At 65.9% G+C, this 26,192-nt stretch carries 20 protein-coding genes; 4 read left to right on the plus strand and 16 right to left on the minus strand.

Going from position 1 to position 26,192, the window contains the following annotated elements; translation table 11 throughout:
- Positions 1-160 precede the first annotated feature (160 nt).
- The gene (locus tag WN73_RS37835) at positions 161-3,925 is read right to left on the minus strand and encodes a vitamin B12-dependent ribonucleotide reductase (RefSeq protein WP_271557273.1); all 3,765 of its coding nucleotides are present in this window, start codon (positions 3,923-3,925) and stop codon (positions 161-163) included.
- Between the two features lie 764 nt (positions 3,926-4,689).
- Here WN73_RS37835 and WN73_RS37840 point away from each other — a divergent pair.
- Complete coding sequence (locus tag WN73_RS37840; RefSeq protein WP_161535081.1) at positions 4,690-5,586, plus strand: DMT family transporter; 897 nt, start codon at positions 4,690-4,692, stop codon at positions 5,584-5,586.
- 58 nt (positions 5,587-5,644) lie between these two features.
- On the opposite strand, the gene WN73_RS37845 is transcribed toward WN73_RS37840, so the two are convergent.
- From WN73_RS37845 to WN73_RS37855, 3 genes are all read right to left on the minus strand, one after another.
- Complete coding sequence (locus tag WN73_RS37845) at positions 5,645-7,900, minus strand: CHASE3 domain-containing protein (RefSeq protein ID WP_271557275.1); 2,256 nt, start codon at positions 7,898-7,900, stop codon at positions 5,645-5,647.
- On the minus strand, positions 7,897-8,313 hold the full coding sequence (locus WN73_RS37850) for a response regulator (protein ID WP_011087050.1): 417 nt from the start codon (positions 8,311-8,313) through the stop codon (positions 7,897-7,899). Before WN73_RS37850 ends, WN73_RS37845 begins: the two co-directional genes overlap by 4 nt.
- 236 nt (positions 8,314-8,549) lie before the next feature.
- The gene (locus tag WN73_RS37855) at positions 8,550-9,170 is read right to left on the minus strand and encodes a BA14K family protein (protein ID WP_028171220.1); all 621 of its coding nucleotides are present in this window, start codon (positions 9,168-9,170) and stop codon (positions 8,550-8,552) included.
- 244 nt (positions 9,171-9,414) lie between these two features.
- On the opposite strand from WN73_RS37855, the gene WN73_RS37860 reads away from it, so the two are divergent.
- On the plus strand, positions 9,415-9,822 hold the full coding sequence (locus tag WN73_RS37860) for an NADH:ubiquinone oxidoreductase subunit NDUFA12 (RefSeq protein WP_011087052.1): 408 nt from the start codon (positions 9,415-9,417) through the stop codon (positions 9,820-9,822).
- Between the two features lie 377 nt (positions 9,823-10,199).
- Here the strand turns inward: WN73_RS37860 and WN73_RS37865 are convergent, their stop codons facing one another.
- On the minus strand, positions 10,200-10,886 hold the full coding sequence (locus WN73_RS37865; protein WP_011087053.1) for a DJ-1/PfpI family protein: 687 nt from the start codon (positions 10,884-10,886) through the stop codon (positions 10,200-10,202).
- 94 nt (positions 10,887-10,980) lie between these two features.
- On the opposite strand from WN73_RS37865, the gene WN73_RS37870 reads away from it, so the two are divergent.
- Positions 10,981-11,919 carry a GlxA family transcriptional regulator gene (locus WN73_RS37870; RefSeq protein ID WP_011087054.1) on the plus strand — a complete coding sequence of 313 codons (939 nt, stop codon included), beginning with the start codon at positions 10,981-10,983 and terminating at the stop codon, positions 11,917-11,919.
- Between the two features lie 97 nt (positions 11,920-12,016).
- Here WN73_RS37870 and WN73_RS37875 read toward each other — a convergent pair whose 3' ends face one another.
- The 3 genes from WN73_RS37875 to WN73_RS37885 all read right to left on the minus strand — a co-directional run bounded on the left by WN73_RS37875 (position 12,017) and on the right by WN73_RS37885 (position 17,394).
- Complete coding sequence (locus tag WN73_RS37875) at positions 12,017-15,154, minus strand: acetoacetate--CoA ligase (protein WP_271557279.1); 3,138 nt, start codon at positions 15,152-15,154, stop codon at positions 12,017-12,019.
- 270 nt (positions 15,155-15,424) lie between these two features.
- Entirely contained in the window at positions 15,425-16,432 is a 1,008-nt protein-coding gene (locus WN73_RS37880; RefSeq protein WP_028171222.1) for a Na+-dependent transporter, read from the minus strand.
- Positions 16,433-16,446: 14 nt separating this feature from the next.
- Positions 16,447-17,394, minus strand: coding sequence for an alpha/beta hydrolase (locus WN73_RS37885; protein WP_271557280.1), 948 nt, complete (start codon positions 17,392-17,394; stop codon positions 16,447-16,449).
- Between the two features lie 210 nt (positions 17,395-17,604).
- Between WN73_RS37885 and WN73_RS37890 the strand changes: the two genes are divergently transcribed.
- Positions 17,605-18,645, plus strand: a complete 1,041-nt coding sequence (locus tag WN73_RS37890; RefSeq protein WP_028171224.1) for a DUF2155 domain-containing protein — start codon at positions 17,605-17,607, stop codon at positions 18,643-18,645.
- 12 nt (positions 18,646-18,657) lie between these two features.
- Here WN73_RS37890 and aat read toward each other — a convergent pair whose 3' ends face one another.
- The 8 genes from aat to WN73_RS37930 form a co-directional block, all read right to left on the minus strand.
- Positions 18,658-19,338, minus strand: a complete 681-nt coding sequence (gene aat / locus WN73_RS37895; protein WP_028171225.1) for a leucyl/phenylalanyl-tRNA--protein transferase — start codon at positions 19,336-19,338, stop codon at positions 18,658-18,660.
- A 47-nt stretch (positions 19,339-19,385) separates the two neighbouring features.
- Positions 19,386-20,501, minus strand: a complete 1,116-nt coding sequence (locus tag WN73_RS37900) for a sensor histidine kinase (RefSeq protein ID WP_271557281.1) — start codon at positions 20,499-20,501, stop codon at positions 19,386-19,388.
- The gene (locus tag WN73_RS37905; protein WP_011087061.1) at positions 20,498-20,938 is read right to left on the minus strand and encodes a response regulator; all 441 of its coding nucleotides are present in this window, start codon (positions 20,936-20,938) and stop codon (positions 20,498-20,500) included. The genes WN73_RS37900 and WN73_RS37905 overlap by 4 nt, the downstream gene beginning before the upstream one ends.
- A complete protein-coding gene (locus WN73_RS37910) occupies positions 20,935-22,452 on the minus strand; it encodes a sensor histidine kinase (protein WP_271557282.1) in 1,518 nt (505 codons plus the stop codon). Before WN73_RS37910 ends, WN73_RS37905 begins: the two co-directional genes overlap by 4 nt.
- Before the next feature lie 104 nt (positions 22,453-22,556).
- Positions 22,557-23,915 carry an acetyl-CoA carboxylase biotin carboxylase subunit gene (accC, locus tag WN73_RS37915; RefSeq protein ID WP_011087063.1) on the minus strand — a complete coding sequence of 453 codons (1,359 nt, stop codon included), beginning with the start codon at positions 23,913-23,915 and terminating at the stop codon, positions 22,557-22,559.
- Positions 23,916-23,974: 59 nt separating this feature from the next.
- Complete coding sequence (gene accB / locus WN73_RS37920; RefSeq protein WP_028171229.1) at positions 23,975-24,466, minus strand: acetyl-CoA carboxylase biotin carboxyl carrier protein; 492 nt, start codon at positions 24,464-24,466, stop codon at positions 23,975-23,977.
- 36 nt (positions 24,467-24,502) lie between these two features.
- A complete protein-coding gene (gene aroQ, locus WN73_RS37925) occupies positions 24,503-24,970 on the minus strand; it encodes a type II 3-dehydroquinate dehydratase (protein WP_011087065.1) in 468 nt (155 codons plus the stop codon).
- Between the two features lie 226 nt (positions 24,971-25,196).
- A complete protein-coding gene (locus tag WN73_RS37930; RefSeq protein WP_271557287.1) occupies positions 25,197-26,042 on the minus strand; it encodes a DUF1236 domain-containing protein in 846 nt (281 codons plus the stop codon).
- Positions 26,043-26,192: the final 150 nt, after the last annotated feature.

Below are 26,192 nucleotides of genomic sequence, written 5' to 3' on the forward strand. Positions count from 1 at the left end.
GCTTGCGGGAACCTCACGCAGATGGAGCGGGCAAAACGCGAGTCAGCGCAAGAGCGATCCGACGCATTAAGCGGATGAGGTTGCTGAAATGAGAAGGGCGGCCTTTCGGCCGCCCTTTGCATATGTCTGGATCTAACGATCCTCGAGACGTTCTACCCCCTCACGAACACCCCGTCGTGCTTCCGCAAGTATCGCACTTCATGCAGGTGCCATTCCGCACCAGCGTGAAGTTGCCGCACTCCGAGCACATCTCGCCTTCGTAGCCCTTGGCCTTGGCTTCCGCGCGGCGCTCGGCCTTGGAGGGCACCAGGGTCTGCGCGGTGCCGGACTTGCTCCACTGGAGGGCTTCGAGCTTCTCCGTCGGAGAGAGGTCGTGGCTCACTTCCTGCTTCAGCGCGACCGCGCCTTCCAGGACGTCGCCGACCCGGGCGCTCGCGCCGTGGGAGGCCAGCGCCGTGACCTTGCTGCCGCCTGATGGCGCGCTGTCGTTGCCTTGCGCGACCGCGGCGGAGCCGCCGCGCATCACGACGAGGTTGTCGGTGCGGGAGCGGGTGAGGCCGCGCGACACGAGCTTGGAGGCGTGGTGGCCCTCGTCCGGCTCCTTGCCTTCCTCTACGCCCTTGCCGAGCGCGTCGAAGTTCGACTCGGTCGGGTCGACATGGGCGAGATCGAAGCGCGACATGTAGCTCACCGCCAGCTCGCGGAAGACGTAGTCGAGGATCGAGGTCGCGTACTTGATGCTGTCGTTGCCCTGCACGGGGCCCGCCGGCTCGAAGCGGGTGAAGGTGAAGGCGTCGACATATTCGTCGAGCGGCACGCCGTACTGGAGACCCAGCGACACCGCGATGGCGAAGTTGTTGATGAAGGAGCGGAGCGCCGCGCCTTCCTTGTGCATGTCGATGAAGATCTCGCCGAGACGGCCGTCGTCATACTCGCCGGTACGGAGATAGACCTTATGCCCGCCGACGACCGCCTTCTGGGTGTAGCCCTTGCGGCGATCCGGCATCTTCTCGCGCTCGCGCATCACGATGATGCGCTCGACCAGCTTCTCGACGATCTTTTCCGAGACCTGGGCGGTGCGCGCCGCCATCGGCTTGTCGTAGAGCGTCTCCACCGCATCGTCCTCGTCCTCATCGTCGGCGATGAGCTGCGAGTTGAGCGGCTGGCTGAGCTTGGAGCCGTCGCGATAGAGCGCGTTGGCCTTCAGCGCGAGCTTCCACGACAGCATGTAGGCGGACTTGCAGTCCTCCACCGTGGCGTCGTTCGGCATGTTGATGGTCTTGGAGATCGCGCCCGAGATGAAGGGCTGGGCGGCTGCCATCATGCGGATGTGGCTCTCGACCGACAGGTAACGCTTGCCGATCTTGCCGCAGGGGTTGGCGCAGTCGAACACCGGATAGTGCTCGGCCTTGAGGTGCGGGGCACCTTCCACCGTCATCGCGCCGCAGATGTGGACGTTGGCCGCCTCGATCTCGCGCTTGGTGAAGCCGACGGCCTGGAGCAGGTCGAAGCCGGGGGCCGCGATCGCCTCGGCGCCGATGCCGAGCTGGTCGCGGATGAAGTCTTCGCCAACGGTCCACTTGTTGAAGGCGAACTTGATGTCGAAGGCGGTCGGCAGGGCCTTCTCGACTTTGGCGATGGCTTCATCGGTGAAGCCCTTGGCCTTCAGCGTCGAGGCGTTGATGCCCGGCGCGTTCGACAGCGAGCCGTGGCCGACGGCGTAGGCTTCCATCTCCGCGATCTCGCTCTCGCGATAGCCGAGCGCGCGCAGCGCCGCGGGGACCGCGCGGTTGATGATCTTGAAGTAGCCGCCGCCGGCGAGCTTCTTGAACTTCACCAGCGCGAAGTCGGGCTCGATGCCGGTGGTGTCGCAATCCATGACGAGGCCGATCGTGCCGGTCGGCGCGATGACCGTGGTCTGGGCGTTGCGATAGCCGTGCTTCTCGCCGAGCTCGAGCGCCGCATCCCAGGCCGCCTGCGCGTGGCTGACGAGGTCGGCCTGCGGGCAGGCGACGAGGTCGAGCGGCACCGGGTTGACGCTGAGCGCCTCGTAGCCGTTGGACTGGCCGTGGGCGGCGCGGCGGTGGTTGCGGATCACGCGCAGCATGTGCGCGGCGTTCTTCTTGTAGCCGGGGAAGGTGCCGAGCTCGGCGGCGATCTCCGCCGAGGTCTTGTAGGTGATGCCGGTCATGACAGCGGTCAGCGCGCCGCAGAGCGCACGGCCTTCCTTGCTGTCATAGGGCAGGCCCATGGTCATGAGCAGGCCGCCGATGTTGGCGTAGCCGAGGCCGAGCGTGCGGAACTCGTAGGAGAGCTCGGCGATCGCCTTCGACGGGAACTGCGCCATCATCACGGAGATTTCGAGCACGACGGTCCAGAGCCGGCAGAGATGCTCGTAGCCCTCGACGTCGAAGTGCTTGGTGGCGACGTCGTAGAACGTCAGCAGGTTGGCGGAGGCGAGGTTGCACGCCGTGTCGTCCAGGAACATGTATTCCGAGCACGGATTGGAGGCGCGGATGTCGCCGGACGCCTTGCAGGTGTGCCAGTCGTTCATGGTGGTGTTGAAGTGCAGGCCGGGGTCGGCCGACGCCCAGGCGGCGTAGCCGATCTTCTCCCAGAGGTCGCGCGCCTTCAGCGTCTTCGTCACCTTCTTGGAGGTGCGGGCGTTCAGATTCCAGTCGCCGTCCGTTTCCACGGCCCGCAGGAAGTCGTCCTTGAGCGAGACCGAGTTGTTGGAGTTCTGGCCGGAGACGGTGAGATAGGCTTCCGAATCCCAGTCGGTGTCGTAGACGTCGAACTGGATGTCCTTGTAGCCCTGCTTGGCGAACTGGATGACGCGCTTGATGTAGTTGTCGGGCACCAGCGAGCGACGAGCCAGCTTGATTTCCCGGCGCAGGGCAGGGTTCTTCTCAGGGTCGAAGCAGTCGTCGCCCGAACCTTCGCAGTTCACGCAGGCCTTGAGCACCGCCTTGAGGTGCTTCTGGTTGATCTTGGAGCCGGTGACGAGAGCTGCGACCTTCTGCTCCTCCTTCACCTTCCAGTCGATATAGGTCTCGATGTCGGGGTGATCGACGTCGACCACGACCATCTTGGCCGCGCGGCGCGTCGTGCCGCCCGACTTGATCGCGCCGGCGGCGCGGTCGCCGATCTTGAGGAAGCTCATCAGGCCGGACGAGCGGCCGCCGCCGGAGAGCTTCTCGCCTTCGCCGCGCAGGCGCGAGAAGTTGGAGCCGGTGCCGGAGCCGTATTTGAACAGGCGCGCCTCGCGGACCCAGAGGTCCATGATGCCGCCCTCGTTGACGAGGTCGTCACCGACGCCCTGGATGAAGCAGGCGTGCGGCTGCGGATGCTCGTAGGCCGATTTGGACTTGGTCAGCTTGCCGGTGAAGGGGTCGACGTAATAGTGGCCCTGGCCGGGACCGTCGATGCCATAGGCCCAGTGCAGGCCGGTGTTGAACCATTGCGGCGAGTTCGGCGCGACCATCTGCATGGCGAGCATGTAGCGGAGCTCGTCGTAGAAGGCCTGGGCGTCCTCGTCGTTGGTGAAATAGCCGCCCTTCCAGCCCCAATAGGTCCAGCAGCCAGCGAGGCGGTCGAACACCTGCTTGGCGCTGAGCTCGCTGACATAGCGCTCCTTCTCGGGCAGCTGGCTAAGAGCTTCCGTGTCGGGCACGGAGCGCCACAGGAAGGAGGGGACGGATTCCTCCTCGACCTTCTTCAGGCGCGCGGCAACGCCGGCCTTGCGGAAATACTTCTGGGCGAGGACGTCGGAGGCGACCTGCGACCACTCGGTCGGCACCTCGACATTATCAAGCTTGAACACGACCGAGCCGTCGGGATTGCGAATCTCCGACGTGGTCAGCCGGAAATCGATCCCGGCGTAAGGTGACTGTCCCGTGGTGGTGTGCCGCCGCTCAATCCGCATGGTCTTGCCCCGTCCTTATCTTTGACCGAACCGCCTCCGTTCAGGCAGCCGGGTCGACATTTCGCTTCGCGATTCCTCCCGGGCCGTCCGGCCTTAAGGCTTCGCAGTTCAGCCGGTGGATCCGGCCCAGTTTCTCCCGGCGCGGCTTCTCGATGCGTGCATCGATCACCCGCCGGCATGTCCACGCTCATCCGCCCCAACGGGATGCGCGCGACATGCGTTCAACGCCCCACAACGTCACAACTTCTATCGATGCCATCCGAGCCTGTTGCCGGCCCGTTCTGGCGCCCGAAAAGTCCGCTTACCGCGGGCAGACAAGCCCTCATCCCGCTGCCTTTGGCTGGCTTGGCGGAGTGACGATTTGCGAGACCCTTTGGGGGAGTGCCGGCGGGACGCAAACTCACTCGCGCCGAACGGACCGAAAGCTAGGACTCTCCGTTGCGCCCGTCAAGAACTAGTGCGAGTTCCTGAATCAAATACTAAATATGGTGGATTGCGGGGGATAACAGGGGGCAAGCCCGCGCCTGTTGTGGAGGCAAGTATCAGTGAGTCCTCAGGGATTCCCAACTGAAAAAATTTGTGTCCGGTGGTGATCGGAACCCTTCACCCCGCTCTTCACAGGGCAGGTATATTTTTGGCCGGCGGGGTTGCGCCAGCAGGACTCACGTAGCCTTACGGAAGGTGAGGGCAGGCATGCCCGCCGAGGTGGTGGTGGGGGGCGCGAATCCGCGCCAAGCTGACCTCGATTTTGCCGGGTACCCCACATGCTTGATTCGACTCGGCCGGTGCTGCGACCGCGCATCGCCCCGGCCGGCCTGATGTTCCTTGCCATCACCTCGATCGGCTGGGGCTTCAACTGGCCGGTGACGAAATTCCTGCTCGCCGAGCTGCCGCCGCTGACCTTGCGCGGGGTGACCGGCGTGCTCGGGGCTGGTCTGCTAGCCGCCCTTGCCCTGGTCCGCGGCGACAGCCTGAAGGTGCCGCGCGAGATCTGGCCGCGGCTGCTGACCGCCGCCGTCCTCAACGTCACCGGCTGGATGGTGCTGATGGGCCTGGCGCTGCTCTGGCTGCCCGCCAGCGAGGCCGCGCTGATCGCCTACACCATGCCGGTCTGGGCCTCGATCATCGCCTGGCCGGTGCTGGGCGAGCGGCCGACCGTTCTGCGCACGCTGGGGCTGGTGATGGCCTTCGTGGGCCTCGCCTCGATCATGGGCGGCAACGGCATTGCCGCCAGCACGGCGAAGCTGCCAGGCATCATCATGGCGCTGTTCGGCGCGCTCGGCTTTGCCCTGGGCACCGTGTTCTCGAAAAAGTACCCGATCCGCCTGCCGCCGATCACGGCCGCGGCCTGGCAGATCGGGATCGGCTGCCTGCCGATCTCGATCGTCGGTCTGCTGATCGAGACCTCGCATCTGGAGCTGGTGACGCCGGTCGGCTGGTGGCTCCTGGTCTATTCGACCGTGGTGCAGTTCTGCATCGCCTATGTGAGCTGGTTCGCCGCGCTGGCCCGCCTGCCGGCCTCGGTTGCCGCGATCGGGACCATGGCCGTGCCGGTCATCGGCGTCGTGGCCTCGGCGATCGCGCTGCACGAGCCGCTCGGGCCGGGGCAGATCGCGGCGCTGGTCTTCACGCTCGCAGCCGTGGTGCTGGCGACGCGCTAGATTCTTGTTTGACGCGTTTTCTTTACGCGAACCGGTATCCACTTCGCTTGAAAACGCTTTAGCCCGCCATCCCGCCGCCGACCAGCGCCTTCCGGATCATCTCGGCGAGCTGGTTGCGGCGGTAGGGTTTTGTCAGCAGCAGCACGCCGTCGTCGAGCTTGCCGTGGTGGACGATGGCGTTGTCGGTGTAGCCGGAGGTGTAGAGCACCTTCAGGCCCGGCCGCCGCCTGGCCACTTCCTCGGCGAGCTCGCGCCCGCTCATGCCGCCGGGGATGACGACGTCGGTGAAGAGGAGATCGAAGGCCTGCCCGGCCTCGATCAATAGCAGCGCGGCGCGGCTGTCGGGCGCGGCAACCGTCTGGTAGCCGAGGCTCTGCAATTGCGCGGTGACGAAGTTGCGCACCAGCGGATCGTCCTCGACCACGAAAATGATCTCGGCGCCGCCTTCGGCCTGAGGCGCGACGGTCGCGGCCACTTCCGCCATGCCTTCGCCCGGCGGCAGATAGAGCTTGATCGTGGTGCCGTGGCCTTCCTCGCTGTAGATCTTGATGTTGCCGCCGGACTGCTTGACGAAGCCGTAGACCATGGAGAGGCCGAGGCCACTTCCCTTGCCGACCTCCTTGGTGGTGAAGAACGGCTCGAACGCCTTCTCCTGGATGTCCAGCGGCATGCCGGTGCCGGTGTCGCTGACCGCGAGCATGACGTAGGGGCCGGGCACCACGTCCGCATTGGCCTGCGCATAGGCCTCGTCGAGCACGACGCGGTGGGTCTCCAGCAGCAGCTTGCCGCCGTTCGGCATGGCGTCGCGGGCGTTGATCGCCATGTTGAGCACGGCATTGGTGAGCCGGGACGGATCGATGTGCGCGGTCATCGGCCCCTGTTCCAGCACGGTCTCGATCTGGATCTGCTCGCCGAGGGTGGGGCGCAGGAGTTTTGCGATGTCCGTGATCGCGGCGTTGATCTCGACGTTGCGCGGCTGGAGCGGCTGCCGGCGTGCGAAGGCGAGCAGGTGCTGGATCAGCTCGGCGCAGCGCTCGGCGGCATCGTCGATCAGGCGCGCCACGCGCTGGAGCTGGGGCTGCTCCTTCAGGCTCGCCACCAGCGTCTCGGTATTTCCCGAGATCACCGTCAGCATGTTGTTGAAGTCGTGCGCGACACCGCCGGTCAGCTTGCCGATCGCATCCAGCTTCTGCGACTGCTGCAATTGCCGCTCGGTCTCGCGCGAGGTGGTCGCATCGTGATAGACCAGCACGGCGCCCGAGATTTCGCCTTGTCCGTCCCGCATCGGACGGCCGCTGATCATGAGGTGGCGCACCTGATTGCCGCTGTGGGGGCGGACGATCATCTCCAGGTCTTCGAACTCCTCGCCGTGCAGCACACGCACGGAAGGCAGCTCCTCGGCCTTCATCGGTGTGACGCCGTCGCCATGAAAGACGTCCGACAGCACCCGCAGACTGCTCAGGTTCATGCCGGTGCGGTGCAGCAGCATGCGCTCCGCGGCCGGATTGGACAGAAGAACGTTGCTGTCGACGTCGATGACCAGCACCGCCTCCGCCATGCTGCGAAAAGTGCTCTGGAGCACGTTGACGGACAGGCGGAGCTCGTCATGCGCGGTGACCAGATGTTCGGTGCGTTCGGCCACCGCCGCCTCGAGTTGCTCCTTGGCGGCGGTGGTCTCCAGCAGCGTGCTCTTGAGCGCGCCCTCGGTGCGCCGGCTCTCGCGCATCACCATCACCACCAGCAGCAGGATCACGAGCGCGCCGGCGACATCGATGCCGAGCAGCACGATGCCGGTGCGACGCGAATCCTGGGAGCGCGCGGCGAGCAATCGTTCTTGCTCTGCGCTCAGACGGTCGAGATTGCCCATCACCGTGTCCATCAGGCCGCGGCCCTCGGCCTTGCCGTTGAGCGCGGCAATGCCGGCCTGGTCATTCATGGCGCGCAGGCGCATCGCCTCGGCAGCGATCTCGACCCGGCGCAGCGCCAGCGGCTCGGTGCCCTCCAGCAGCGTGACCTGATCGGGGTTGTCGCCCACGCCGCGCTTGAGGTCGGCGAGTGCCGGCGCGATCTGGGCATGCACCGCCTGGAATTCGTCGCTGAAGGCCGGGCTGCGATAGATCTCGTAGCCGCGCGCGGCGCTCTCGGCGCGGCGCATCAGGACGCGCAGATCGGAGATCTTCTTCTGGACCTGGACGGTACGGCTGACCCACGCCGAGTCGGACCGCGACTTGACGTCGAGGCCGATCGAGGCGGCGGTGATGATCAGGAGGATTGCAAGTCCAGCACCGAGAATGACGCGCTGCGTTGGAATCAAGGGGCTTCTTTCTTGTCCTTCGGCTGTGCGCTCTCGCCCGCGAGACATTCCCGGATTGTCGTCAGCAGCGCTTCCGGCGTGAACGGCTTGCGCAGGCAACGCGTTGCGCCGAGCTCCAGCGCCATGCGGAGGAAATCGGGAGAGGGCGAGGCCGACGATGCAAAGGCGTAACCGGACATCGCGATCAGCGGGATCGCCGGCGCGCGCTCGTGAAAGATGCGGATGGATTCGAAGCCGCGCATATGCGGCATGAAGATGTCGACCAGCATCACGTGATACGTCTGCGCTTCCAGCGCAGCCAGTCCCGCTTCACCGCCGTCGGCCAGCGTAACGTCGAAGCCCTGACGTTGGAGAAGGACCTCGATGGTCGCGCCGACCATCGGATCGTCATCTACCACGAGAATACGCGGCATGACCTTTCCCAGTAGATCGAAGTCCCCGCATTGGTGATATCCGCGAATCGTGGGTCGGGTCAATTTTGGATTGGATCAGGGTAGATATGCACGGTGCGGTGAATAAAGGTCCGTTTGCGTCGACTTGTACATATCGTCGCGGGAACAGGTGCACGCGCAACTGGTGAAAGCGGAGCACACGCGAAAACGGCGCCGCATCACTGCGACGCCGTTTCTGTCAAGCATTGTAGTTGCGCTTACGGGCAGGGATGACGCAGGCCGTCATAACCGAGATAGGTGCCCGACGCCGGGTCGTAGGAGCGGTAGCGCTGCGCGCAGTAGCCCGCGGAATCGCCGCCGCTGTCGGGAACGACCGCCACCGACGGCTCGTCGTAGTAGCTGTCGTCGCCGTAGTAGTAGGGATCGTTGTAATACCCGCCGCCATAATAGGCGTATGAGCCGAGGCCGCCGATAGCAGCACCTGCCGCGAAACCGGGCCAGAACCCGCCGCGATGATGATGACGCCAGCCGCCGTTCCAATTGCCGCCACCGCCCTGCCAGTTGCTGCCGGCGGCTGCGAAGTTGCGGCCACCGCCACCGCTGAACGACGGAGCAGTGCCGAGGCCGGGACGCGCCACTGCACCAGCCGCAAAATTGCCGCCGCCACCGCCGATCCGTGGACCGGCGCTGAAGCCGCCCCCGCCCATTCGGGCGCCGCCGCCCCCGCCGCCGAAGTGAGCGCCGCCGCCACCGCCGAAGTGAGCACCGCCCCCGCCGCCGAAATGGCCACCGCCACGGCCCTGCGCGAAGCTCGGTGTCGCCATCGGAAGGACCAGCGCCAGGGCTGCCGCCGCGCCTAGAACTCTCAGACTGTTCATGTTCAAACTCCTTTTCCAGGGAGCAAACCCCTTGAAAGGGCGGAGGTTCCTGGATTCACGCGGGTGTGCGCGTGTGAAGGGGAGATTTTCACGCGGTCGCTGTACCCGGCATGAACGGATCGCGTCAGCTTTGCGGCGGCGCTGCCGCGCTCCGACGTTCGCGTGGGGCACGGCCGCAGCCGCCGAACTGGACATTTCCGTGACCGGATGGCATCAGGACCCGACGAAGCAGGGCCCTTGCCGCATGAAACAGTTCTTCCTCAAGTTTTTCACCTGGTGGAGTGGCCAGACGTTTGGCACCCAGCTCTGGACCAAGCGATACGGCGAACTGGTCGGTCAGGACGAGCAGGGCAATCTCTATTATCGCACCCGCGGCGGGGCGATCGACCCGACGCTCGGCTTCGAGCGGCGCTGGGTGATCTATAACGGCTATGCGGAAGCGAGCCGGATCCCGCCGTCCTGGCACGGCTGGATCCATCACGTCGTCGACGTGCCGCCGACGCAGGACAACTACCAGCCGCGCGAGTGGGAAAAGCCGCACCAGCCGAATCTCACGGGCACGGCCAACGCCTACCGCCCCTCGGGCTCGACGCTCGCCGGCGGCAAGCGGCCGAAGGCGACCGGCGACTATCAGCCCTGGACCCCCGGCTAGGCTTCCAGCCTTCGTCGAATCGACATCTTCGGATTGGATGCAGGCGCATCCGGCTGATCCCGCTGTGGACAACGGGAACAGCGGGGATGCCGGCTGCGCGGCCGTTGTGTTCGCGCCGGCGATGCGGCTCAATGGTCCCATCTTACGGAGATGGGAGACCATCGCGTTCGGTTCGGGCAACAGTTCGCGACTGTCCCGAAATGCAGCGGCCGCCGACCAGGACTCGATCGGGAGATAGGCCCCCGGTCTGGAAGTTCCGAAATCGCCCGATGAAATGTGCAGCCGCCGTAAGACAGGAAAGGCCGCTTGGGAAACCGAGCGGCCTTTTTCTGTTGGGATGAGTTGCGCGTCCGGGACACGAGACTGATTGCGTGGAATCAGATGACCCGTTCAGCCGCGCGTTTGACCGCCTCGAGGCGGCGGGCCTGATTTGCGGCGCCGCGCTCTCTCAGCAGGGCCAGCACCTCGGCGGGCGCGGTGTCGGGCGAGCCGGACGTGAACGGCGGGGCGGGGTTGTATTCGATCTGGAGCTGGATCGCTTCCGCCGTGGTGCGGTCGACCAGGATCGACACCAGCGTCAGCGCGAAATCGATCCCGGCGGTGACGCCGCCGCCGGTGACGCGGTTGCGGTCGATGCAGACGCGCGTCTTGGTCGGCGTTGCGCCGAACTGGCCGAGCATCTCCATCGCGCTCCAATGGGTGGCGGCGCGGTAGCCCTTGAGCAGGCCGGCGGCGCCGAGCACCAGCGCCCCCGTGCAGACCGAGGTGACGTACCTGGCGCCTTCGGCCTGCCTGCGCAGGAAATCCAGCACCTCTTCGTCATTGAGCAGATCGTTGGTGCCGCCGCCGCCGGGCACGCAGATCACGTCGAGCTGCGGGCAGTCGGCGAATGTCGTGGTGGGCGTCAATGTCAGCACGGAATCGCTCGGCACCGGCTCGATCCGCTTCCAGATCAGATGCAGCTTGGCGCCGGGAACGGCGGAGAACACCTGCAAGGGGCCGGTGAAGTCGAGCTGGGTGACGCGCGGAAACACCAGAAGTCCGATCTGGAGCGGGGACGACATTGGGAGATCCTCCAATCATGGGCTTGACGCGGGCACACTGGCATGATGCCCTTCTGTCCAAAATGGCATAATTCCCTCAATTTCGGACATAACCATGATCGGCATTCTGATCTTCCCGGATTTCCAGTTGCTCGATGCGGCGGGCCCGATCTCGGTGTTCGAGGTCGCAGCACGCTGCGCCGGCAAGCCGCTTGCGCTGCGGGTGCTGGCGATGAATGCGGGGCCGGTGCGCAGCTCCTCGGGCGTCGAGATGATGGCGCGTGATTTCAAATCGGCGAACGCCATCACGACACTCGTCATCGCGGGCGGTGCGGGTGTGGCGGATGCCGCGCGCTGCGAGGTCACGCGTGCCTTCGTGCAGCGGCTGGCGCGGCGCGGCGTTCGGGTCGCCAGCGTCTGCTCGGGCGCCTATGTACTCGCCGAAGCGGGTCTGCTCGACGGACGCCGCGCCACCACGCATTGGGGCCGCACACGCGATTTCGTCGCGCGCTATCCCAAGGTGAAGTTCGAGCCGGACCAGATCTTTACCCGCGACGGCAATGTGTGGACGTCGGCAGGCATCACGGCGGGCATCGACCTCGCGCTGGCGATGGTCACGGAGGACCATGGCGAGGAGATCGCGCAGGCGGCCGCGCGCCAGCTCGTGCTCTATCATCGCCGCAGCGGCGGCCAGTCGCAATTCTCATCGCTGCTGGAGTTGAAGGCGCCGAACGGCCGGTTCGGTGCGCTGTTGTCCTGGGCCCGCGAAAATCTCGACGCGCCGCTCACGGTGGAAGAGCTCGCCGATCGCGCCGGCATGAGTGCGCGGCACTTTGCCCGCGCCTTTGCCGCCGAGACCGGCACGACGCCGTCGAAGGCGATCGAGCGGCTGCGGATCGAGGTCGCGCGCGAGCGCGTGCAATCCTCGCGCGAGGCGATCGAGCTCGTTGCGGAGGCGACCGGATTCCGCGACCCCGAACGGATGCGGCGCGCCTTCATCCGCGCGTTCGGCCAGCCGCCCCAGGCGTTGCGGCGCGCGGCGCGGGCGGGGTAGGTGGTGTGCTCGTAAATGTGCCGCGCGCGTGCGTGATAGCGAGGTCCGCGTTGCCACGAAAGCGGACGTCGACAATGCGCAAAGCGAATGTCCGCCTTCAGATGGGCAGGAGTACGATTTCCGAATACAGCCTGTCGAGCTCGCCGTCGGCGATCAACGGGGAACGGAAGCACGTGATCATCGGGAGCATCATGCCTCGTGGTGGGACCGGAAAGATTCGCGCCTCCGCGACGAGCGCCACCGTTCGCTGCCGGCGCAAGATCGCCAGCTTGACGCGCTCGAGATGCCGCAACAACAGAACCGGCGCACTACAATGCAGAATGTCCGAATAGGGGATTTTGAGCGGCAGAAACCGTGCCAGTCGTCCCAATCGACTTGCTGCAAGACGCTGATCGCGGCGCTTCACCACGAGATAGGCGTAATCAGGCCCGTCGACGACGATGAGCTGCAGGCAATCATACGCCGCGTGATCGTCGAAGATTTGCCTTTGGTGGCTGGTCAGTCTCTCGCGGACCACGGCCGGATCGAAGCTGATCATCGGCCGGGTCGAGCCGAACAAGGTCGCGGCCTGTAGCAATGGCGGTATGGCGATGCGCTGCGAGTCCAGCGGTTTGAAACGCTGTGCGATGAGGGCGGCCCAAGACGACGGCTGTGGAGTGAAGCACGTGTATGTGGCGTTCGCGTCATCCAGCATTGATGCGAGCAGCGCCATGCCCCAGCCGCGGTACTGCGCGCGTACAACCCAAGAGGACAGATTGCAGACGAGGACTGCCTCCTCGTTCACCTGCCGCCGGGCAGCAACTGCCCCGATGAATCCAACCAAGGCGTTGCCGTCGAAAAGCATGAAGCCGCGGGTGTGATCCGACCAGCCATGATCGAACAGACGGCGCCATCTCGTGGCATCGATGCCCGCCCCGCGAAACGATTCCTCAAGAAAGCGGCAGACCGGCTCCACGTCCTCCGGACCGAGGGCACGGACGTGCAGGCCCGACCGGCCAAGCTGCTGGGCCGTCATTGCCTCCGCGCCGGAGAGGACCGCGATCAGGCCTTCGATCGACGGCGCCCGCAGAAAGGCCGAAAGTGGCACCGGATGCCCTGCATAGCTCTCGATCTCCAGGAGCAGGCTGACTATGGCCAGCGAGTCCGCGCCGAGGTCCAGAAGATTATCGGACCAGCCGATGGGAGCCAGGTCCAGCACGCGCTGGCAGATCGCCTGCAGGTCTTTCCGCAGCTGCTCAACGTCTGGGAGCACTCCACAGACGGGGGGCGGCTCCCGAGACACACTGGCGGTCGGAGGCGCTCGCAGAACCGGATGGTTGGCAATGGCCTCAAGGCATTCGGCATTCTGCAGGGCGTCGCGATTCCGTACAGGGCGGCCGTTCACCGCATCCCGCGCTGCGATTTCGGACCGCTTGCCGTTAAAGGTGACAGGAAGCGCGTCGACCTGTGCGATACGCGCCGGCACGAAGGCCGGCGAGCCGCAGCGTGCAAGCTCGGAGCGGATGTGCTTGGCGAGAGCGCTGTCGAGCACCACGCCTTCGCGCAACACGAGCAACAAAACCATGCGTGTGCCGCCTGGCTCGTCTTCCGCTTGCTGCTCGACCGCCATCGCCTCGACGATCCCGCCGACGTCATCGAGGATGCGGTAGATCTCCGCGGTCCCTATGCGGATGCCGCGCACGTTGAGGACGCCGTCTGAACGACCATGCAAGCGCCAGCCCCCATGAGGCGTGGCCTCGATCAGATCGCCATGGGTCCAATAGCCGGGGTTCTGAGCAAAGTAGGCGGCGTGGAAGCGGGTGCCGTCGGCATCGCCGTGAAAGCCGAGGGGCCGCGAGGGGAAAGGGTTGGCGCAGACCAATTCGCCTATCTCCGCCTGCGGATCGTCAGGCGGCGGCAGCGAGCGGACATCGAGGCCGAGGCTGCGGCACTGTGCCTCGCCGCGATGGACCGGCAGATTCGGATTGCCAAGGACGAAGCAGCCGATGATGTCCGTGCCGCCTGAGATCGACTGCAGCGGCATCGACGGCTTCACTTTGCTGCTGACCCAGTCGTACTGGCGGGGATAGAGGATCGAGCCGGTCGAGAGCATGGTGCGCAGGGCAGAAAGGTCGAGCACCCGCCCTGGGGAGAAACCCTTCTCCTCGCAGAAGTGCAGATAGGCGGGATTGGTGCCGAACACGGTCACACGTTCCTCGGCAACAATCCGCCAGAACGTGTCCGCCGCTGCGAGCGGCCCGTCGTAGAGGACAATCTCGACGCCGGACGCCAGCGCCGAGAGCTGCCAGTTCCACATCATCCAACCGCAGGAGGTTTGGAAGAACAGCCTGTCGCCGTGGCTGAGATCACAGTGCAACCGGTGCTCCTTCAGATGCTCCAGTAAGGTGCCCCCGGCGCCGTGCTGAATGCATTTTGGCGGGCCCGTGGTGCCCGAAGAGAACATCGTGAACAGCAGATGGTTGAACGGGTGACGAGGCCAGCCTGGCCCAATCTCGCCACCATCATCATCACCGAGCAGATCGGCAAGCCTGTGCAGAGGTGCCGTCCCCTCATCGACGTCCAGCGAGCCATCGTCCAGCGCAATGATCGCCGCGAGGCTCGGCAGGCCGGCCGCCGTTTCGAGGACGCGCTCGGCGACCGGAATTCCCGCATCCCATCGCTCCGCTCGAAGGCAGCCGAAGAGCACCACGGCCTCGAGAGGGGCGAACCGCGCCAGGATAGCGGGTACGCCCATCTCCGGCGCGCAGCTGGCAAAAGTCCCGCCAATCGCGGCGGTCGCCAGACAGGCAATGACCGCCTCGGCATTGTTGCGTGCGATTGCCACGACGTGGTCGCCGCGGCGCACACCGAGCCGCTGCAACGACTTTGCCAATCGATCAACCGCGACGCGCAACGCGCCACGCGTGAACCGGTCGCGGCTGCCGTCAGCGTGGCAGGCTGTCAGGACCGGCTGGCCGGGACTGCCGGCGAGGAGGCACTCGGCGTAGTTGAGACGAAGATCCGGGAAGAAGCGCGCGGTCTCGCAGGCATCGCCGACGCAGACGGGCTCGGCTGCACCGTCCCGCGGCACGTCGGACCACTCAAGGAAGAGACGCCAGAAGCTGTGGAAATCCTCCACCGAGAAGCGGTCCATCGCAGCGTGATCGCTCAGCCGCTGCCCCGTTCGGGCCTCACACCATTGGCCGAAAGCAGTGAGCTGAGAATGTGCGATGCCATGAGCATCGGGACGGAACACGACTTCCTCCAAACCCGCCTCTGGGTGGCACGCGACGACCAAGCCGCAGGCAACGTTGGATAGCGTTCGCATCGCTCGGGGAGAATCATCCTCCGGGGTTATGTGGCGGATTGACGCATGTTGGCGGGAGTACCCCGCCTGAGCGCCAGCGAGCGTAAGCCGCCACTCCTTGATGGCCGCTCTGGGGCACAGGGTGTGAAGTTCCGAGAGTGGGACCGCCTGTCCCGTTCACCCTCGAAAGCAGACATCCCCGGATCTATGAGCACACGCCTAGGTCGGGCTATCTGCAGCTGCCCGGCCGGAGGTACCTGCGTGTGCCGTCAGCCGGCGCGCGATCGGCGTCAGCAGGTAGGGCGCAAGATGAATTGGAAACTGCGTGAGCGCGAAGTAGAGCCAGGTTGTGGCCGGCAGTGCGCCCGCGGTCGCGGCCAGCATCAGCCCGAGATTGCGCTGTGACACCATCAGGCCGATCGCGAAGGCGCGCTCATAGCCGACGCGGCGGAAGATCAGCGTCGTGACGGTGAGCAGGGTGAAATAGACCGCGAAGGCGAGCAGCGCGACACCGATCGTGAACAGGGGGGCGGCGAGGAAGTCGGTTGCGACGTCGCCCATCACCGCCGAGGCGAACACCAGCAGGATGACGATGTTGATGCCGTCGATCGGACGCTTGTGGCGCTGGATCGTCTCGGTGCCGAACAAGCGGCGGATGACGGTCGCGGCCAGCAGCGACGCCGCGAGAATTCCGAGCAGCTTCAGGCCGAGCGTGAGCGGCGAGATGCTGAGCATGCCGCCGAGGAAGAGGCTCGCGAACAACGAGGCCGTGAAAGGCACCAGCGCGGTGGCGGTCACCAGCGCGACCAGGGGAAGCGTCGCATCGAGACCCATGAGCGCTGCGAGCGCCGGGGCGGCCATCATGGGCGAGGCCATGCCCTGCAGCATCAGCGCGAGGAAGAGGCCGGGCGAGCTTCTGTCGAGCCCGCTTACATGTGCGAGCAGCCCGACGATCAGCGGCACGCCGATCGTGGTCCAGGCCGTGGCGGCCGCGACCAGGGCCGGCCGGCGCAGATGTCCGTAGAGCGCCGCCAGGTCGACCCGCATGAAGGAGATGCAGAGCAGAAGGAAGATCGCTTCGGTGACGTAGGGGCGCAGCAGCGCGCCGAGCGGCGGCACCGCAACCGCGATGAAGGCGATGGCCGCCACGGCGCGCGTGCCCTGGTCGCCGAGCCATGTCAGCCCGCGCAGGGGAATGGCGAAGATCGTTTGAAGATTGGAAGCCATGCGCAACGGCGTCGTCAGCCCAATCCCTTCAACCACGCGCCGATCTCGCTGACCGCGACATTGGCCTCTCGCAACAACTTGCCCATGGTGAAGAAGCCATGGAATTGGCCGGGAAAGTGCTTGTAGGTCACGCTGACGCCGGCCTGCTTCAGGCTCGCGGCATATTCGTCGCCTTCGTCGCGCAGGGGATCGGCGCCGGCGGTCAGCACATAGGCCGGCGGCAGGCCGGCAAGGTTTTCCGCGCGCGCAGGCGAGGCGCGCCAGTCGTGGATGTCGGCGGTGCCGTTGAGGTAATGGTCACGGAACCACCGGATCACCGAATGGGTCAGCAGCACGCTGGTCTCGGGCTCGCTGTGGGAGCCGTGCGTCATGGCGAAATCGACGGCCGGGTAGATGAGGATCTGGCCGGCGATCGCGGGGCCGTTGCCATCGCGCGCAGCGAGCGCGACGACCGCGGCGAGATTGCCGCCGGCGCTGTCGCCGCCGATCGAGAGACGGGAGGCGTCGATGCCGAGCTCGCGCGCATTCGCGGCAACCCATTTGGTCGCGGCGATTGCATCATCGGCCGCGGCGGGAAATTTGTGCTCGGGCGCGAGGCGATAGTCGACCGAGATCACGATCAGCGCGGCTTCGACGGCAAGCTGGCGGCAGACGACGTCATGGGAGTCGAGATCGCCGATCACCCAGCCGCCGCCATGGAAGAACACCAGCGCCGGCGACAGGCCGTCGTGCCGGCGCGGGTCCTTCGGCACGTAGATGCGGGCCGGGATGGTGCCGTGCGGCGCCGGGATCGCCAGCGGAGCAACGCGGGCAAGTTCGGGCGGCTCGGGGTTGGTGGCAAAGCGCGCCTGGGCGTAATAGGCGCGCGCTTCCGCTGCGGTCAGGGTCTCGTAGGCGGGGCGGCCGGCCTCCTGGAAGGCCATGTAGACGGCGGCGGCATCGGGATCGAGCACAACGGGCATGGGGGGAGCGACCTTGGGGCTTCTGTTTATCGTTGGACGGCATGTTCGGGGGGCGGGACCTGCCTCGGCCCCCAGGGAAGGGTCGTCCGACTATCCCATTCGGCCGGTGGTCTGGCCAGCCGGGGCCGGGCAGGGCAGGGATGCCGCCCTTTCCCCGCCGTATTCGGCGTGTTAACCGGATGGCCTGCGAGCGGCGGTATCCCCTGTAGAATGTCCAGCAAGCCCGATTCGCTGTTGAAGCCGCGCGAGAAGATGGTTCGAACCCTTACCCTGACAGGTCTTGCGGCGCTTCTTGCCGCCACTGCGCTCACGGCTGCGACGCCCTCACAGGCGCAGATCGGCACGATCTTCTCCGATCCGCCGCCGCTGCGGCCGCCCGGCAGCATTCCGCGCGGACAGCCGCAGCCGCAGGTGCCCGACGACGACGAGGAGGTCCCCGAGCTGCCGCCGCAGGGCCGCGTGCTGCCATCGCGTCCGATGGCGCCGCCGCCCGGACGTCAGGGCAATGTCATGCCGGGGCCGGTCGAGACCCAGCCTTTGGCGCCGCCGCCAGGCTCCACCGTCGCTCCGCCGAACCAGCCGCCGCCCGTGGCGGTCGCGCCGCCAGGCGCCCCCCAGCCGGGCGCGCCCGGTCAGCGCCAGCCCCAGCAGAAGGGCGGGCCGGGCGGTGCCGTGCCGCAGACGCCGGCGAGCCTGCAGCCGGGCGACGAGGTCGTGACCGAGCCGCCGGCCCAGAAGATCGTGAACAAGAAGGCGACCTTCTCCGGCCTCGACAAGATCACCGGACGTATCATCAATTTCGACGAGGATATCGGCGAGACCGTCCAGTTCGGCGCGCTGCGCGTCAAGACCGATGCCTGCTACACCAGGCCGGCGACGGAAGCCGCCAACACCGACGCCTTCGTCGAGGTCGACGAGATCACCTTGCAGGGCGAGGTGAAGCGGATCTTCTCGGGCTGGATGTACGCGGCAAGCCCCGGCCTGCACGGCGTCGAGCATCCGATCTACGACATCTGGCTGACCGACTGCAAAGAGCCGCAGCAGACCATTGCGACGGCTGCACCGGATCCCGCGACCAAGCCGGCTGCGCCGCCGCCGCCCGCGCAGAAGAAGGCCGCGCCCAAGCAGGCCGTGCAGCAGCGTCCGCCGCAGCCATTGCCGCCGATCCAGCAGCAGCAACCGGCACCGCCGCCGCCCCCGCCACCGGAGCAGCGGCCAGGCCTGTTCGGTATCCCCGGATTCGGCCGCTAAGCCGGCTATCGACTATTGCCGCGAGGCGATGATCTCGAGCGCGCGAGCGCCGGGGATCGCCTCGCCGGGCGAGAGCTTGAGGAAATCGCCGGGCTCGCCCGCCAGCGCCTTGTCGAGCAGCGCGGTGTAGCGCCGCCGCGGAATCTCGACCGCACCGAAGTTCTTCAGATGCTCTGTGACATATTGCGTGTCGAGCAGCTCGAAACCGCCATGGATGAGCCGCGCGACCAGGTGCACCAGCGCGACCTTCGAGGCATCGCGCGCGGTGTGAAACATGCTCTCGCCGAAGAAGGCGCGTCCCAGGCTCACGCCGTAGAGTCCGCCGACGAGGTCGTCGCCCTGCCAGGCCTCGACGCTGTGGCAATGGCCGAGCTCGAACAGGCCGCCATAGAGGTCGCGGATGCGCTTGTTGATCCAGGTGTCCTCGCGCCCGGCCTGCGGCGCGGCGCAGCCGGCAATCGTGGCCTTGAACGCGGTGTTGACGGTCACGCGAAACCCATCCGAGCGCACGGTGCGCGCGAGCCGCGAGGCCACGCGGAATCCGCCGAGCGGGATGACGCCGCGCAATTCCGGCTCGACCCAGAACAGGGTCGGATCGTCGGCGCTCTCGGCCATCGGAAAGATGCCGCAGGCATAGGCGCGCAGCAGCACGGCCGGCGTAATTTCAGACGAAGCGGAGTCGCGCGAAGTCATGGTGCGACAATAGCAGGATCGCAATGCGGTTGCGATGGGGGCGCGGGTCAGCTCGCGGCGGCGCTGTTGCTCTTGCCGGGCGCGACGGGCACGCGGGGGAACCTCAGCAAGATGCGGGTTCCGCTGTGGGCGGGATCGCGCTCGACCGAGGCGTCGAGCTTGGTGGCCATGGCCGCGACGATGCGCTGGCCCATGCCGGTGGAGCGCGGATCGGCCTTGACGTTGTCGCCGACGCCGTCATCGGCAATCGCCAGCAGCAGATTCTCGTCCTGCAGGGTCAGCTCGACATGGATCGGGCCGGCCCCGTCGGGATAGGCGTATTTCACCGCGTTCATCACTAGCTCGTTGACGATGATGCCGACGGCGACCGCGCGGTCCGGATCGATCTCGATCGGCTCGGCCTTCAGCGTCAGGCGCGACATCCGGTTACCTTCGGCCGAACGGCGCAGGTCCTCGAGCAGCGAGTCCAGGTACTGGTTCAGGACGACGCTCTTGAGGTCCTGCGAGGTGTAGAGGCGGCGGTGCACCTGCGCGACCGCGGCGACGCGGCCCATCGCGTTGGTCAGCGCGGCCTTGACCTCTTCCTGCCCGGCGGAGCTCGCCTGAAGATGCAGCAGCGAGGCGATGATCTGGAGCGAATTGCCGACGCGGTGATTGACCTCGCGCAGCAGCATCTCGCGCTCGGCGGCGAGCGCGGCATAGCGGTCGCGCGAGGCGTGGATCTCGGCTTCGGCCTCCTCGCGCGCATTCTGCAATTCGGCCTGGCGCAGCGCGCCCTCCGCCGCGACGTGAAGCAGGGGGATGAAGTCGCCCTTGACGTCCTTGACGAGGTAATCGGCCGCGCCCGCCTTCAGCGCGGTGACCGCGATGCTGGAATCCTGCGAGGCGGTGACGAACACCACGGGTGGGGCGCCCGGGATCGCCATGATCTGCTCCAGCGTCTCGAGGCCGTCGAGACCCGGCATGTACTGGTCGAGCGCAACGACGTCGATGCCGCTTTCGATGCTGTCCTGGGCGCCGGCGCGGCGGATGTGCTCGAGGCCTTCCTCGCCGCTCGCGGCATGAACGACCCTGTAGCCGCGCCGCGTCAGGCCGCGGTCGACCAGGCGCGCGAGCGCGTCGTCGTCGTCGATATACAGCAGTGTCGGCGTTCTCTGGTTCATGTGGCGGCGGGCGGGACCTGGATGACCGAGAAGAACAGCCCGAGTTGCCGGATGGCGTTGGCGAAATTCTCGTAGTTGACGGGTTTGGTGATGTAGACGTTGCAGCCGAGCTCGTAGCAGCGCTTGATCTCCTGGGAGTCGTCTGTGGTCGTGAGGACGACTACGGGCGATGCCTTGAGATGACTGTTTTCCTTGATCTGCTTCAAAATGTCGATCCCGCTCATGTCGGGCAGGTTGAGGTCGAGCAGGATCAGGAGGGCATTTCCCTTCTGGGAAAGCCCGCTGCCGTCGGCGCCGAACAGGTGTCTCATCGCGTCGGTGCCGTTGCCGAACGGGATGATCTCGTTGTTGACGCCGGAGCGACGGATGTTGCGCTCGATCAGCCGGGCGTGCCCCTCGTCGTCCTCGATCATGATGATGGTAACAGGCTGCGTCATCGATCTACGTTCCGGTTGCTGGCGTTCCAGGCGACGGGCAGCGTGATCGTGAATGTGCTGCCCGCGTTCAGTTCCGACGATACCGACATGGTGCCGCCGAGACGGCGCACAAGTGCACGCACATGTGCAAGACCTATGCCCTGTCCGGGCTTGTCCTGGGTTCCCGCGCGCCGGAACAGGTCGAAAATCCGCTGATGATCTTTTGGATCGATGCCGCGGCCGTTGTCGCTGATCTCGAAGATAGCGTAGCCGAGCTTGGTGCGCCCGCGAATTCTGATCTCTCCGGGCTCCCCGCTCTTGAGATATTTGATCGCGTTGTCGATCAGATTGGAGAATATCTGCTCCAGCGCAAGGCGGTCGCTGACGATATTCGGCAGGGGCGCGATGTGGATCTCGGCCTGCGCTTCCACCGCCTGATGCGCCAGTGTCGACACGATGGCCTCGACAAACTCGCGGATGTCGATCTTCTCCGGCTGGAATTCGCGCCGGCCCTCGCGGGTGAGGTTGAGGATCGCCGAGATCAGCCGGTCCATCTTGGCGATCGACGATTTGATGAAGCCGAGCGCCTCGGAGAAGTCCGCTGAAAGCTGCTGGTCGGGGCCTTCGAGCGCGATCTCGCCGGGGGCCAGGGGTGGCCCGTCGGCCGGGACGCGGGTAAGGCTGCCGATGCGGCGGAAAATGTCGCCGCCGAGTTCTTCGAGTTCGCTGGTGAAGCCCATGATGTTGACGAGCGGCGAGCGCAAATCGTGGCTGACGATATAGGCAAAGCGCTGGATTTCGTTGTTGGCTTCGCGCAGGTCTGCCGTACGCTCGTCGACGACGGTCTCCAGGTTGACGTTGGCATCGCGCAGGCGCATTTCGGCCTCGTCACGGGCGCGGGCCGAGCGCCGCACCAGCCGAATCGAGATCAGGGCCAGCACCACGACGAGGCCGGAGCCGATGCCGGTCATCGACGCGGCCAGCGTCTGGCTCTGGTCGGAGTTGGCGGTGCGAATCCGGAACAGTCGTTCCTCTTCGCGGGTCATCGCGTTGGCCAGGTTGCTGATCGTGGTTGTGGTGTTGCCGGCGGCGGCCTCGCGGATCAGCGCCGTGGCCTTGTCGGGTTGACCCTGCTTCACGAAATTCATCTCGCGCGAGAACTGGTCGAGCCGGGTCTCAATCGCCGCGCTCAGCTTCTCGATGCTGTCGCGTTGCGCCGGATTGTCGCCGATCTGCCGCGTGAGCTTGTCGAGCGCCGGAATGATCGCTGCGACGGCCTTCTCGTGATCCGACTGGAAATCCGGTCCCTGCGTCAGGAGAAAGCCGCGGGCGCTGCTCTCGGCGCGTCGGACTTCGAGCAGCAGGGTGTTGATCTGGTTCTCCACCTCGATGGTGTGGACGACCGATTTGCTGTCTTCCCGCGCCTTGTTGACGAGATAGACGGAGCCGGCGCTGATCACGGTCAGCACCAGAAGGCCCGCAGCGAACAGCAGGATCTGCCAAAATGCGCGCCGCCGCTGCGCCTCAGCGGTCACGACGGTCTCGCCCTGTTACGCCGGTGGAGTTCAAAACGCCCCCTTGGAACTGCCCAACCGTCCAGAACGCGATTGGGGCGAGAGGGTTCCACGGGGCGGGAAGACTATTTCGCAGCGGGTTCCGCCTTGCCGGCCAGGTACTGCTCCAGCCAGTGGATGTGGTAGTCGCCGTTGATGATGTCGTCTTCGCGCACCAGCGCGCGGAACAGCGGCAGCGTGGTCTCGATGCCTTCGACCACCATTTCGTCCAGCGCCCGGCGCAGCCGCATCAGGCATTCGGCGCGCGTCTTGCCGTGCACGATCAGCTTGCCGACGAGCGAGTCGTAATAAGGCGGGATCGTGTAGCCTTGGTAGACGGCGGAATCGATCCGGACGCCGAGGCCCCCGGGCGGATGATATTGCAGGATCCGGCCGGGCGAGGGGCGGAAGGTCACCGGATTTTCGGCGTTGATGCGGCATTCGATCGCGTGGCCGATGACCTGGACTTCCTCCTGCCTCGCCGGCAGCTCGCCGCCGGCGGCGATGCGGATCTGCTCCAGCACGAGGTCGATGTCGGTGATGCTCTCGGTGACGGGATGCTCGACCTGGATGCGGGTGTTCATCTCGATGAAGTAGAACTCGCCGTCCTCGAACAGGAACTCGATGGTGCCGACGCCGAGATATTTCATCTCGCGCATTGCTTTCGCGCAGGTCTCGCCGATCTTGGCGCGCGCGGCGGCGGAGAGGACGGGCGAGGGGCCTTCCTCCCAGACCTTCTGGTGGCGGCGCTGCAGCGAGCAATCGCGCTCGCCGAGATGGATTGCGCCGCCGCGGCCGTCGCCGAGGATCTGGATCTCGATATGGCGCGGCTTCTGGAGATATTTTTCGAGGTAGACGGACGCATCGCCGAAGGCGGATTTGGCCTCATTGGCCGCCGTCGACAGCGCCATCAGGAGGTCGGCCTCGCTGTGCGCGACCTTCATGCCGCGGCCACCGCCGCCCGCCGCCGCCTTCACCAGCACCGGGAAGCCGATCTTCCTGGCGATCCCCAGCGCATCGTCGTCGGGACCGACCGCGCCATCGGAGCCGGGCACCACGGGGATGCCGAGTTTCTTGGCGGTTTTCTTGGCCTCGATCTTGTCGCCCATCAGGCGGATATGCTCGGCCTTGGGGCCGATGAAATGCAGATTGTGCTCGGAGAGGATTTCCGCGAAGCGCGCGTTCTCTGACAGGAAGCCGTAGCCGGGATGCACGGCGTCCGCCCCGGTGATCTCGCAGGCCGCGAGCAGCGCGGGCACATTGAGATAGCTGTCCTTGGACGGCGGCGGTCCGATGCACACGCTCTCATCCGACAGGCGCACATGCATGGCGTCGGCGTCGGCGGTGGAGTGCACGGCGACGGTCGCGATCCCGAGCTCCTTGCAGGCCCTGAGGATGCGAAGGGCGATCTCGCCGCGATTGGCTATGAGGATCTTGTCGAACATGGTGTCCTTAAGGGACTGGCGCGCGAAATGCGACGGGGGCAGCTGAGCTGCCCTGGCCGTTACTCAATGATGACGAGCGGCTCACCGAACTCGACCGGCTGGCCGTCCTCGACCAGGATCTGCGTCACCGTGCCGGCGCGCAACGAGGGGATCTGGTTCATGGTCTTCATGGCTTCGATGATCAGCAGCGTCTGACCGACCGAGACCTTGCTGCCGACCTCGATGAACGGCTTGGCGCCGGGCTCCGGCGCCCAGTAGGCGGTGCCGACCATCGGCGAGGTGACGGCGCCGGGATGCTTCGACAGGTCGGCCGCCGCGGCAACAGCGGGCGCGGCCGTGGCCACCGGCAGGCCGGCGGCAGCGGCAGCGACCGGCATCGGCATGGTCGCGGCAACGCTGATGTTGCGGGCGACGCGCAGGCGCAGGCCCGCGCGCTCGATCTCGATCTCGGTGAGGCTGGTCTCATCGAGCAGCAGGGCGAGCTCGCGGACGAGCGCGGAATCCTCGCTGGAAAACTTTGCGGCTGCTTTGTCGTCTGGCTGGCGCGCCATGTTCTTGATCCGAATGTTCTGTGTGGGGAGGGAGCGTCAGGCTTTGGGCTTGAGGCCGAGCTTGGCGGCAAGGCCCTGGATGGCGAGGCGGTAGCCCTCGATGCCGAAACCGCAGAGCGAGGCGAAGGCCGCGCGCGCGGTGTAGGAGTGATGACGGAAGCTCTCGCGGGCGTGGATGTTGGTCACGTGCACTTCGACCGTCGGGATCTGCACAGCGAGCAGCGCATCGTGCAGGGCGATCGAGGTGTGCGAATAGCCGCCGGCATTGATGATGATGCCCTTCATCTTGCGCGCATGCGCTTCGTGGATGAAGTCGATCAACTCGCCCTCGCGGTTGGATTGACGGCAGTCGGCCTTGAGACCGAATGATGCCGCCGTCTCCCGGCACAGCGCCTCGACGTCGGCCAAGGTCGCGTGACCATACTTTTCGGGCTCGCGCGTCCCCAACATGTTGAGGTTCGGCCCGTTGAGAACGAGGATCGTGTCGGTTGCTGGTTCGGCCATTCCAATCCCGCAAGAGGTGTTTCGGCGTGGCGGGGTTATAGGTAACAAAGCGCCCTAGGGGAAGCCTTGAAGGACCTCCCAGAGGCCTTCAGGCACCTCATCCGGGGTGCAAAAACCTGTGCGGAAGCTACGGAAATTGCTTGTTAACCAGTCAAAAGCATGGCTGTCGGCCGAACGCAAAGGGGCGGGCATCGCTGCCCGCCCCTGAGGTTGCCGTCATCCGGCCTTAGACGTCGAGGATCGCGACGATCTCATAGGTATTCGGATCGATGATCACGATCTGCTCGCGGACCAGCACGTAGCGGTAGCTGCGCCACTCCGGATAGATCGACACGACGCGGGACGGCAGGGCATGCAGCTCGATACCCTCGCGCGGCACGCGGGTGCCGACCGCGATCGAGAAGTTCACGTTGGTCACGGGGGCCACGCGCTCCTCGCGGATCACGGACGTGATCTGGGTCCGCTGCTCGGTCGAGAGCTTGGCGGCAGCGCCGGCCTGGCCGACCGTCGTCGAGGACGAGGTCGAGCTCTTGCCCTCGGCCTTCATGTCGGTCGAGGTGCCCGAGCCTGGGCGGTTCTCGGCATTGCTCTTGGTGGACGTGCCGGCCTTGTTGTCCTCAGCCTTCATGTCCTTGTGGTCCTTGGCGCCGGACTTGGTCGTATCCTGGCTCATGCTCTTGGACTTGTCCTGCTGCGACTTGTCCATCTGACCCTGCGCGCGTTCGTCGGTACGCTGGCCCTTGGTCGCGCCGGCCTTGTCCTCGGCGGCGTTCTTGTGCATCGCGCCGCCCGGGCGCTCGTCCTTCATCGCGCCGGGCGACTTGTCTTCCGCGGCCGCACCCGGCTTCGAGGCGCTGGCGCCGCCAGCCTGACCGACGGTGCCCTTTTCCTTCGTCACGGAGTCCTTGCCCGTGGCGCCGCGCTCGGCCGCACCGCCCGACGGCTGTGTTTGCTGCGCGGGCTGCGCGCCGGCGCCGCCGCTCTCGCGGTTCATGGTGCCCTGTGCGTTCGCCAGTCCGGTGCCGGCGACGAGTGCAAGCGCGGCAACAGAGATCATAAAGCGGTTCAACATTTAGATTCTCCTCACGTGTTTATTTGCGTCATTGCCCGCGCCAACAACGAAAGGAGATATCGGTTGTTCCGGAACATCGGCGGTTCCGCGGCATTTGTTTGTTGAACGCCGGATGAATGATTGTGCCGGATCGCGCCATTGTTTGGCGCA

Origin of the sequence: Bradyrhizobium sp. CCBAU 45394 (genome assembly GCF_028128655.1) — a bacterium.
In the GTDB taxonomy this organism is placed as follows: Bacteria; Pseudomonadota; Alphaproteobacteria; order Rhizobiales; family Xanthobacteraceae; genus Bradyrhizobium; species Bradyrhizobium diazoefficiens.

What these genes read in the sequence shown, in the direction of transcription:
- WN73_RS37835 (WP_271557273.1), bottom strand. Translation starts at nt 3,925, where the DNA reads ATGCGGATTGAGCGGCGGCACACCACCACGGGACAGTCACCTTACGCC.
- WN73_RS37840 (WP_161535081.1), top strand. Translation starts at nt 4,690, where the DNA reads ATGCTTGATTCGACTCGGCCGGTGCTGCGACCGCGCATCGCCCCGGCC.
- WN73_RS37850 (WP_011087050.1), bottom strand. Translation starts at nt 8,313, where the DNA reads ATGCCGCGTATTCTCGTGGTAGATGACGATCCGATGGTCGGCGCGACC.
- WN73_RS37855 (WP_028171220.1), bottom strand. Translation starts at nt 9,170, where the DNA reads ATGAACAGTCTGAGAGTTCTAGGCGCGGCGGCAGCCCTGGCGCTGGTC.
- WN73_RS37860 (WP_011087052.1), top strand. Translation starts at nt 9,415, where the DNA reads ATGAAACAGTTCTTCCTCAAGTTTTTCACCTGGTGGAGTGGCCAGACG.
- WN73_RS37865 (WP_011087053.1), bottom strand. Translation starts at nt 10,886, where the DNA reads ATGTCGTCCCCGCTCCAGATCGGACTTCTGGTGTTTCCGCGCGTCACC.
- WN73_RS37870 (WP_011087054.1), top strand. Translation starts at nt 10,981, where the DNA reads ATGATCGGCATTCTGATCTTCCCGGATTTCCAGTTGCTCGATGCGGCG.
- WN73_RS37880 (WP_028171222.1), bottom strand. Translation starts at nt 16,432, where the DNA reads ATGGCTTCCAATCTTCAAACGATCTTCGCCATTCCCCTGCGCGGGCTG.
- WN73_RS37885 (WP_271557280.1), bottom strand. Translation starts at nt 17,394, where the DNA reads ATGCCCGTTGTGCTCGATCCCGATGCCGCCGCCGTCTACATGGCCTTC.
- WN73_RS37890 (WP_028171224.1), top strand. Translation starts at nt 17,605, where the DNA reads ATGTCCAGCAAGCCCGATTCGCTGTTGAAGCCGCGCGAGAAGATGGTT.
- aat (WP_028171225.1), bottom strand. Translation starts at nt 19,338, where the DNA reads ATGACTTCGCGCGACTCCGCTTCGTCTGAAATTACGCCGGCCGTGCTG.
- WN73_RS37900 (WP_271557281.1), bottom strand. Translation starts at nt 20,501, where the DNA reads ATGAACCAGAGAACGCCGACACTGCTGTATATCGACGACGACGACGCG.
- WN73_RS37905 (WP_011087061.1), bottom strand. Translation starts at nt 20,938, where the DNA reads ATGACGCAGCCTGTTACCATCATCATGATCGAGGACGACGAGGGGCAC.
- accC (WP_011087063.1), bottom strand. Translation starts at nt 23,915, where the DNA reads ATGTTCGACAAGATCCTCATAGCCAATCGCGGCGAGATCGCCCTTCGC.
- accB (WP_028171229.1), bottom strand. Translation starts at nt 24,466, where the DNA reads ATGGCGCGCCAGCCAGACGACAAAGCAGCCGCAAAGTTTTCCAGCGAG.
- aroQ (WP_011087065.1), bottom strand. Translation starts at nt 24,970, where the DNA reads ATGGCCGAACCAGCAACCGACACGATCCTCGTTCTCAACGGGCCGAAC.
- WN73_RS37930 (WP_271557287.1), bottom strand. Translation starts at nt 26,042, where the DNA reads ATGTTGAACCGCTTTATGATCTCTGTTGCCGCGCTTGCACTCGTCGCC.